The sequence below is a fragment of the Rhodovarius sp. genome, assembly GCF_040399605.1.
Lineage (GTDB): Bacteria > Pseudomonadota > Alphaproteobacteria > Acetobacterales > Acetobacteraceae > Rhodovarius > Rhodovarius crocodyli_A.
The window spans coordinates 1-8,159 of sequence record NZ_JBBARU010000110.1 but is presented as its reverse complement, the minus strand read 5'-3'; the positions used below and the strand labels follow the sequence as shown (position 1 = coordinate 8,159).

Annotated in this window: 10 protein-coding genes; all 10 read right to left on the bottom strand. The window is 64.9% G+C overall.

All coding sequences use genetic code 11. From position 1 onward, the window contains the following. Positions 1 to 586: tripartite tricarboxylate transporter substrate binding protein (locus tag ABWP84_RS17355; RefSeq protein ID WP_353213282.1), on the bottom strand; the 586-nt coding region annotated here is incomplete at its 3' end. Positions 587 to 661: 75 nt separating this feature from the next. Next, entirely contained in the window at positions 662 to 1,234 is a 573-nt protein-coding gene (locus ABWP84_RS17350) for a YSC84-related protein (protein ID WP_353213281.1), read from the bottom strand. Positions 1,235 to 1,283: 49 nt separating this feature from the next. Beyond that, positions 1,284 to 2,114, bottom strand: coding sequence for an inositol monophosphatase family protein (locus ABWP84_RS17345; RefSeq protein WP_353213280.1), 831 nt, complete (start codon positions 2,112 to 2,114; stop codon positions 1,284 to 1,286). Then, on the bottom strand, positions 2,111 to 3,409 hold the full coding sequence (hflX, locus tag ABWP84_RS17340; RefSeq protein ID WP_408904289.1) for a GTPase HflX: 1,299 nt from the start codon (positions 3,407 to 3,409) through the stop codon (positions 2,111 to 2,113). Before hflX ends, ABWP84_RS17345 begins: the two co-directional genes overlap by 4 nt. Positions 3,410 to 3,437: 28 nt before the next feature. Continuing rightward, positions 3,438 to 3,785 (bottom strand): RNA chaperone Hfq, encoded by a 348-nt coding sequence (gene hfq / locus ABWP84_RS17335; RefSeq protein ID WP_353213279.1) that lies wholly within the window; start codon positions 3,783 to 3,785, stop codon positions 3,438 to 3,440. Between the two features lie 106 nt (positions 3,786 to 3,891). Further along, positions 3,892 to 4,563, bottom strand: a complete 672-nt coding sequence (locus ABWP84_RS17330; protein WP_353213278.1) for an HAD hydrolase-like protein — start codon at positions 4,561 to 4,563, stop codon at positions 3,892 to 3,894. 11 nt (positions 4,564 to 4,574) lie between these two features. After that, complete coding sequence (lpdA, locus tag ABWP84_RS17325; protein WP_353213277.1) at positions 4,575 to 5,972, bottom strand: dihydrolipoyl dehydrogenase; 1,398 nt, start codon at positions 5,970 to 5,972, stop codon at positions 4,575 to 4,577. 13 nt (positions 5,973 to 5,985) lie between these two features. Then, the gene (locus ABWP84_RS17320; protein WP_353213276.1) at positions 5,986 to 6,462 is read right to left on the bottom strand and encodes a GNAT family N-acetyltransferase; all 477 of its coding nucleotides are present in this window, start codon (positions 6,460 to 6,462) and stop codon (positions 5,986 to 5,988) included. Next, a complete protein-coding gene (locus tag ABWP84_RS17315) occupies positions 6,459 to 7,742 on the bottom strand; it encodes a pyruvate dehydrogenase complex dihydrolipoamide acetyltransferase (RefSeq protein WP_353213275.1) in 1,284 nt (427 codons plus the stop codon). The genes ABWP84_RS17320 and ABWP84_RS17315 overlap by 4 nt, the downstream gene beginning before the upstream one ends. A 16-nt stretch (positions 7,743 to 7,758) precedes the next feature. Beyond that, a partial coding sequence (locus ABWP84_RS17310; protein WP_353213274.1) for a transketolase C-terminal domain-containing protein occupies positions 7,759 to 8,159 on the bottom strand: 401 nt, incomplete at its 5' end.

The window sequence follows — 8,159 nt, the reverse complement described above, 5'->3', positions numbered from 1 at the left end:
TGCTGTCGATCCGCCCGGCAATCACATCGGTGAGCGCCTCCGGCCCGCCGCGATAGGGCACCGCCGTCATCTCCACCCCAGCCATCCGGTTCAACATGGCCGAGGCGATGAGCGAGGAGGAATTGCCATGGCTGAAGGTCAACGCATTGGGCCGCGCCCGCGCCCGCTCCAGCAACTCGGCCAGATTGCGCGCGCCATCGGGGGGCGCCACCAACATATAGGGCGCCTCGGCCACCAGGCCGATCTGGTCGAAATCCTGCAACGGGTGATAGGCCAAGTTGCGCACGGTGTAGGGATTCAGCGCGCCATTGGTCACGCTCAGCACCAGCCAGGTATGGCCATCATTGCCCGCACCGCGCGCGGCAATGCTGCCCACCACGCCGTTACCGCCGGCGCGGTTCTCGACGAAGACCGGCTGGCCCAGTTCGCGCGACAGCGCCTCGGTCAGATTGCGGAACAGCGTGTCCGTCACGCTGCCGGCGGGAAAGGCCACGATGATGCGAATGGGCCGCTCCGGCCAGCCCTGGGCCAAGGCGGGGGTGGCCAGCAAGGCGGCGGCAAAGCCAGCGCGGCGGGTGATGTCCATGATAGCGTCCTCCAGGCGCTATTGGCCGCGCCTAAAGCAAGTCTCGCCCGGCCAGCCGCACCGGGCAAGCCGCCATCAGGGCGGGGTGATGCGGGTGATCTTGGTGCCATTCAACGCCAGCGCCGCCATCAGCCCCTGCTGGCTGAAACTGATGGCATAGACCGGCTCACGCAGCGTGCTCGAGGTCACATTCGCCTGCACCCCACGGTCGAGAAAGGTCACCGCAGGCCCCGAGCCGATCTCCCAGCCATCGGCATGCATCAGCGCCACCAGCGAGGCCTCGTTCATGAAGAACATGGCAAGCCCCGAGGATTGCACCCCCGCCAGCAATCCCAGGCTGGCGCCGACAATATTGTAATAGGCCTGGGCGGTGGCGCCACGCATCAGCGCCCCCTCACCAAACTGCCCGCCCACGATCAAGCCGCCAGCGATGATATGCGGAAAGACCAGCACCGCATGGGCATGCTGGAACAATGGCGCTGCATTCTCCATGCCACGCAAATGGGTGATGGCGGCCTGCACATCACGGTCGATCTCGGCGCGGCTGGCAGCGGCGAGGGCCGGGCGGCTGCCCAGCACCGCTGCAGTGCCAAGGCCCGCCCCCAGCGCAATAAGCCTTCGGCGGGCGGAAAAATACAATGATGCCATGTGAGGTTGCTCCTGATGCACCCCCAACGCGCAGCCCAGCCCGCAGGTTTCAACCAGCGATGCGCAAACCCGCCATCGCCGCCTCCCAGGCGGGGCGATCAGGCGCCACCACCAGGCCCCCTGCGCTGTCCAGCGGCGAATAGGCGCTGCCATCAAAGCGGGCGGAATACCCCCCCGCCTCACGATGCAGCAGCCAGCCAGGTGCATGATCCCAAGGCAGCAGCCGGTTATAGACCAGCAGATGCAACCCGCCCGAGGCCGCCATGCGGTATTCATGCGCCGCACAGCGCAAATTCTGCAGCCCCGCCAAGCCCGCCAGCGCCGGCAGCACCCGCCCCTGGCGCGGCTTGTCCATATAGCCGAAGGAGACTGCCCCCAGCATCGCCGATAATGGCAGCGAGGGCGCCACAGCCATCCCCGCCCGGCCACCCGCCGCATCCTCTGAGAAGGCACCCTCACCGCGCAGTGCCATGGCCATATCGCCGCTCATCGGATCCAAAATCCAACTCGCCGCCACCTCGCCGCGGACCACCGCCGCCGCCATCACGCCAAATAGCGGCAGGCCGGCGGCGAAATTGGCAGTGCCATCCACCGGATCCACCACAAAGGCAAGATCCGCATCACCCATCCGCCCGGGCAGGCCAGGATCGGCCGCACTCGCCTCCTCCCCCACCACCAGGCAGCCAGGAAAGCGCGCCTGCAACCCCGCCGTGATATGCCGCTCCGCCGCCTCATCCGCATCGGTGACGAGATCCAGCGCCGAGCTTTTCTCCCGAATCGCTCCCGAGCCAAGATTGCGAAACCGCGGCATGATCTCAGCCGCGCAAGCCTGGCGCAGCAGCGCTGCCACATCGGCCAGCGCGCGATGATCAAGCCTCACGGGTCATTGGCCGAAATCGGCCCCGCCTCATCCATCGGCGGCAATTGCGCAAAGCGGGCATGCGCGGTGGCCGACATCCGCACCCTCAGCACCAGCACATCATCCTCGGCCGTCGTCTCCAGCACCTCCGCATGGCGGTGCAGCCAGGCAATCCGCGCGCCATCCCCCGCATCAATGCGATGCAGGCTCTCCTGCTCGCCCGCGCCCAGGCGGCCATCCACCGCCGCCAGCAGCGCCTCCAAGCCATCGCCATTGAGGGCGGAGACCGCCATGCCGGAAAGCTGCCCCTCAGGCAGCAGATCGGCCTTGTTCAGCACCTCAATCACCCGAGCCTGCCAATTCTCATCCAGCGCCGCCTCCGCACCCTCGGCCATGTCGGTCAGCACATGCAGCACATCGGCGCGCTGGGCCTGGGTATCGGGGTGGGCAGCGTCACGCACATGCAGAATGATATCGGCCGCGGCCACCTCCTCCAGCGTGGCGCGAAACGCCTCCACCAGTTGCGTCGGCAATTCCGAGATGAACCCCACCGTATCGGAGAGGATAGCGGTGCGCCCCGATGGCAGGCGAATTTGCCGCATCGTCGGGTCGAGCGTCGCAAACAACTGGTCCTGGGCATAAACCCCAGCCCCGGTCAGCGCATTGAACAGCGTCGATTTGCCGGCATTGGTATAGCCCACCAGCGCCACCACCGGATAAGGCACCCGCTCACGCGCGCGCCGATGCAGGCCACGGGTGCGCCGGACCTGCTCCAATTCCTTTTTCAGCTTCACGATGCGGTCATCGATCAGCCGGCGGTCGATCTCCATCTGGCTTTCACCCGGGCCGCCGAGAAACCCCGCACCGCCACGCTGCCGCTCCAAATGGGTCCAGGAGCGCACAAGCCGCGAGCGCTGATAGGAGAGATGCGCCAGATCAACCTGCAGCGTGCCCTCCTTGGTGCGCGCCCGCTCGCCGAAAATCTCCAAAATCAACCCAGTGCGGTCAATCACCTTCACGCCCCAGGCGCGCTCCAGATTGCGCTGCTGCACCGGGGTGAGGGCAGCATCGACCACGCAAAGCTCCACCTCCTGCTCGGCCAGCGCCTGCTTCACCGACGCCACCTGGCCCTCACCCATCAGGGTGGAGGGCCGGCGCTCACGCAGCGGATGAATGCCGGTATGGACGATGGTGACGCCAATAGAGGCAGTAAGCCCCACAGCCTCCGCCAGCCGCGCCTCCGCCACCCGCACCGAGCCCGGCGGGGAGAATTCCAGCACGGAGGAACGCTGGTGCCGCTCATAGGGCAGGATCACGGCGGCGCGCGTCGGCGCCGCCTGGGTGTCATTCGGTGCTGGCAGGACTCGGTTCCCTCGGGGTGATGCTCAAAGTGGTTTCACGGCGCGGCGCGGACGCGGGCGCGGGGGCCGCACCCTCACCGCTGGTGGCAGCGGCGGCGGCCGCGCCATCGAACAGCATGATCGGCGCGCCGGGCATCACTGTGCTGATGGCGTGCTTATAGATCAACTGGGTATGCCCATCGCGGCGCAACAACACGGAAAAGTTATCGAACCAGGTGATGATGCCCTGCAGCTTGACGCCATTGATCAAGAACACCGTCACCGGGGTCTTGGATTTGCGGACATGATTCAGGAATACATCCTGGACATTCTGCGATTTTTCGGCGGCCATTGCGACCTCCTCTCATTTTTTGTGGCCCGGAACGGCCATAACGGCCGCCCCTGGCTTGCCCTTCCGCCCTGCGCATGCATGGCGAAAACCTGCTCAACCAAGTGGATCAAGCATTGGTCATATGGGATCGCTTGTCTAGCGTAACGAGATGCGCTGCGAGCGCCGCCGCATCCGCAAATTGCATGTCCGGGTTGCAGGCAGCGATGCCACCATCATGCGATGCATCACCCAGGAGCACGGCCGTCATCCCCGCGGCACGGGCGGCCTGCATATCGAGTGCGGTATCGCCAATATACCAGGCCTCAGGCCCCGCCGGTACCGCGCAGGCGCGCAAGGCCATGTGCAGTGGCGCAGCGCTGGGCTTATCGGCCGAGGCATCGCCCGCCCCCACCGCAGCCCGGAAAAACCCATCCCAGCGCAAATGCGCCACCTCATCGCGCAGCATCGGCCCCTGCTTGTTCGAAACAATGGCCAAGGGCGCGATGGTCATCGCCAATTGCAGCATCGGCGCTGTGCCCGGCATCGGCCGCAGCACCTGCAGATGCTGTTCCCGCACGGCGACATAAAACACATCGCGCGCCCGATGCCATTGCTCACCAAAAATCGCCGGAAAGCTCTCGGCCATCGAGTGGCGGGTATTGGCCAGCACCTGCTCCATCGACCATTCCGGCAGGCCAAATTCACGAAACGCGGCATTCAGCCCGGCCTGAATGGCCGCCCAGCCATTGGCCAGGGTATTGTCCCAATCAAACAGGATGGCGGTTGGGGCAAGGCGCATGGGCGCGGCCCTCACATGTGTATCACCCGGCCATAGGCATCGAGCACGGCCTCATGCATCGTCTCGCTCACCGTGGGGTGGGGGAAGACGGTGTGCATCAACTCCGCCTCGGTCGATTCCAAGGTGCGGGCGATGGTGTAGCCCTGGATCATTTCCGTCACCTCCGGCCCCACCATGTGCGCGCCGAGCAATTCGCCGGTCTGCGCATCAAACACGGTCTTCACCAAACCCTCAGGCTCACCCATCGCAATCGCCTTGCCATTGCCGATGAAGGGGAAGCGGCCGATTTTCACCGTATGGCCCCGGGCTTTGGCCGCAGCCTCGGTCAGCCCCACCGAGGCGACCTGCGGGCGGCAATAGGTGCAGCCGGGAATATTCAGCACATCCATGCCATGCGGGTGCAGCCCGGCGATGCTTTCGACGCAGATCGTCGCCTCATGGCTCGCCTTATGCGCCAGCCAGGGCGCGCCGGTGAGGTCACCAATGGCATAAATGCCCGGCTCACCGGTGCGCCCCATCGCATCCGTCACCACATGGGTGCGATCCACTACAATCTTGGTGCCTTCAAGACCAATATTCTCAACATTGCCGACAATGCCCACGGCGGAAATCAGCCTCTCAGCGGTGATCTCCTGCACCTTACCATTGGCCTCAATCACCGCGGTCACGCTATCGGCACCCTTGCGCACACCCTGCACCCGCGCGCCGGTCATGATCGCCATGCCCTGCTTGGCAAAGGCTTTTTGGACAAAGGCGGAAATCTCCGCATCCTCCACCGGCAAGATGCGGTCCATCACCTCCACCAGCGTCACCTTCGCGCCCATATTCTGGTAGAAGGAGGCAAATTCGCTGCCAATGGCGCCCGAGCCCACAACAATCAGCGATTTCGGCATCGCCGCCGGCACCATCGCCTCCCGATAAGACCAGATCAGCTTGCCATCCGGCTCCATCCCCGGAATCACCCGCGCCCGCGCGCCAGTGGCCAGAATGATATGCGGCGCCGCCAGCTCCGCCACCGGCTTGCCATCCTTGGTCACATTCAGCTTTCCCGGCCCCGCCAGCGCGGCATGACCATCGAACACGCTCACCCGGTTCTTCTTCATCAGGTGCTTCACGCCGCCCGAAAGCTGCGCCGCCACCCCGCGCGAGCGCTTCACCACCTTCTGAAAGTCAAAGCGGATATTATCAGCGGCAAAGCCATAGGCATCGAGATCATGCAGCAAATGATTGATCTCAGACGCCCGCAGCAGGGCCTTGGTCGGAATGCAGCCCCAATTGAGGCAAATGCCGCCCAAATTCTCGCGCTCCACCAGCGCCACCTTCATCTTGAGCTGGCTGGCGCGAATCGCCGCCACATAGCCGCCCGGGCCACCGCCCACCACCACCAGGTCGAATGCTTCCGCGGCCATGTCTCTTGCTCCCCTACTCGGCAAGCGCGCGCAGCGCCTCACCGCTCAGTCGTTGCGTGGTCCAGCCCGCATGCGGCTTGGCGCCGATGGAGCGGTAGAAAGCAATGGAAGGCGCGTTCCAATCCAGCACCGACCATTCCATACCCGAGGAGCCGGCACCCAAGGCCCGACGCGCCAGATCAGCAAAAATAGCCCTGCCAATGCCTCGATTGCGCGCCTCAGGCGCCACAAACACATCCTCAACATAAAGCTTTGTGCTGGCCGTGAAGGTGGAGACGGCAAAATACCACAGCGCAAACCCCACCGCCGCGCCATCCCATTCCGCAATCAGCGCATGCGCCCGCACCGGGCTGCCAAAGAGCAGTTCATGGAACGCCGCATCCGTGCCGACGGCCAGATGCTCCAGCTTCTCATAAGCCGCCAATTCGCGCACGAAATGCGCGACCAGCGGCACATCCCCAGGCGCGGCATCGCGCAGAACCAGGCTCACAGCATCAAGCTCAGCGGATCCTCCACAATGGCCTTGAACGCCGCCATCCATTCCGCCGCCAGCGAGCCATCAATGACGCGGTGATCCACGCTCAACTGGCAGGTCATCACGGTTGCGATGGCAAGCGCGCCACCCTTCACCACCGGCCGCTGGGTGCCCGCACCCACCGCCAAAATACCAGCCTGCGGCGGGTTGATAATCGCGGCGAAGTGGCTGACCCCATACATCCCCATATTGGAGATGGAGAAGCCGCCCCCCTGGAATTCCTCCGGCTTCAGCTTTCCAGCCTTGGCCCGGGCACCCAAATCCTTCATCTCATTGGAAATGGCCGCCAAGCCCTTGGTATCGGCATTCCTCACAATCGGCGTGATCAGCCCATCGGGGATCGCCACCGCCACCGAGATGTCGATATCATTGAATCGCAGGATCGCATCCTCAGTCCAACTCGCCGCCACCCCCGGCACCCGGCGCAGCGTCACCGCCGCCGCCTTGATGATCAGATCATTGACCGAGAGCTTATAGGCGCCCGGCCCATCCTTGGGCGCCCGCGCATTGAGCTTGGCCCGCAAATCCAGCAGCGCATCCAGCTCAATATCCATCGCCACATAGAAATGCGGGATGGTCGCTTTGCTCTCCGACAGCCGCTTGGCAATGATTTTGCGCATGCTGCTATTGGGCACCGCCGTGGTGCCGGCCAGCGGTGCCGCCACGGCCACAGGCTTGGGCGCCGCAACGGGCGCGGCCACGGCAACCGGCGCCGCGGCCACGGCAACCGGGGCCGAGACAGCCGGCCGGTTCATCGCCGCCTCGATATCGGCCTTCACCACCCGCCCCTGCGGGCCAGAGCCGGCAATCTTCGTCACATCCAGCCCCGCCTGCTGCGCCATGCGCCGCGCCAGCGGCGAGGCAAAGGCGCGCTCACCCTGGGCAGCGGGAGCAACCACAGCCGCAGCCGCAACCACCGCCGCAGCCGGCACAGCGGCCGGTGCCGAAGCCGAAGCCGATGCCGGGGCGGCAGCAGCGCCCGAAAACACCTCGCCCTTCTCCACCAGCACCGCAATCACCTCATTGACCTTCACGCCCGCCGTCCCGCCCGGCACCAGGATCTTGTCCAGCACACCCTCATCCACCGCCTCAACCTCCATCGTGGCCTTGTCGGTCTCGATCTCGGCGATGATGTCACCGGCGCGCACGGTGTCGCCCTCATTCTTCAGCCAGCGCGCCAGCGTGCCCTCGGTCATGGTGGGCGAGAGCGCGGGCATCAGGATATTCGTGGCCATGTTTCTACCAGCCCCCTTACCGGTACAGCACGCGTTTGGCCGCATCGACCACGTGATCAGCCTGCGGCAATGCCAGTTTTTCCAGATTGGCGGCATAGGGCATGGGCACATCGGCGCCATGCACCCGCACCGGCGGCGCATCCAGATGGTCGAAAGCGTGCTCGACAATCTGCATCACCACCTCGGCGCCAATACCGGCAAAGGGCCAGCCCTCTTCCACCGTCACCAGACGATTGGTCTTCTTCACCGAATTCACAATCGTCTCGGTATCAAGCGGGCGCAGCGAGCGCAGATTGATCACCTCGGCCGAAATCCCCATCTCGGCCAGCTTTTCCGCCGCCTGCATGGCCAGGCTGACACTGATAGAGAAGCCCACCAGCGTCACATCACTCCCCACCCGCTCCACCTTGGCGCGGC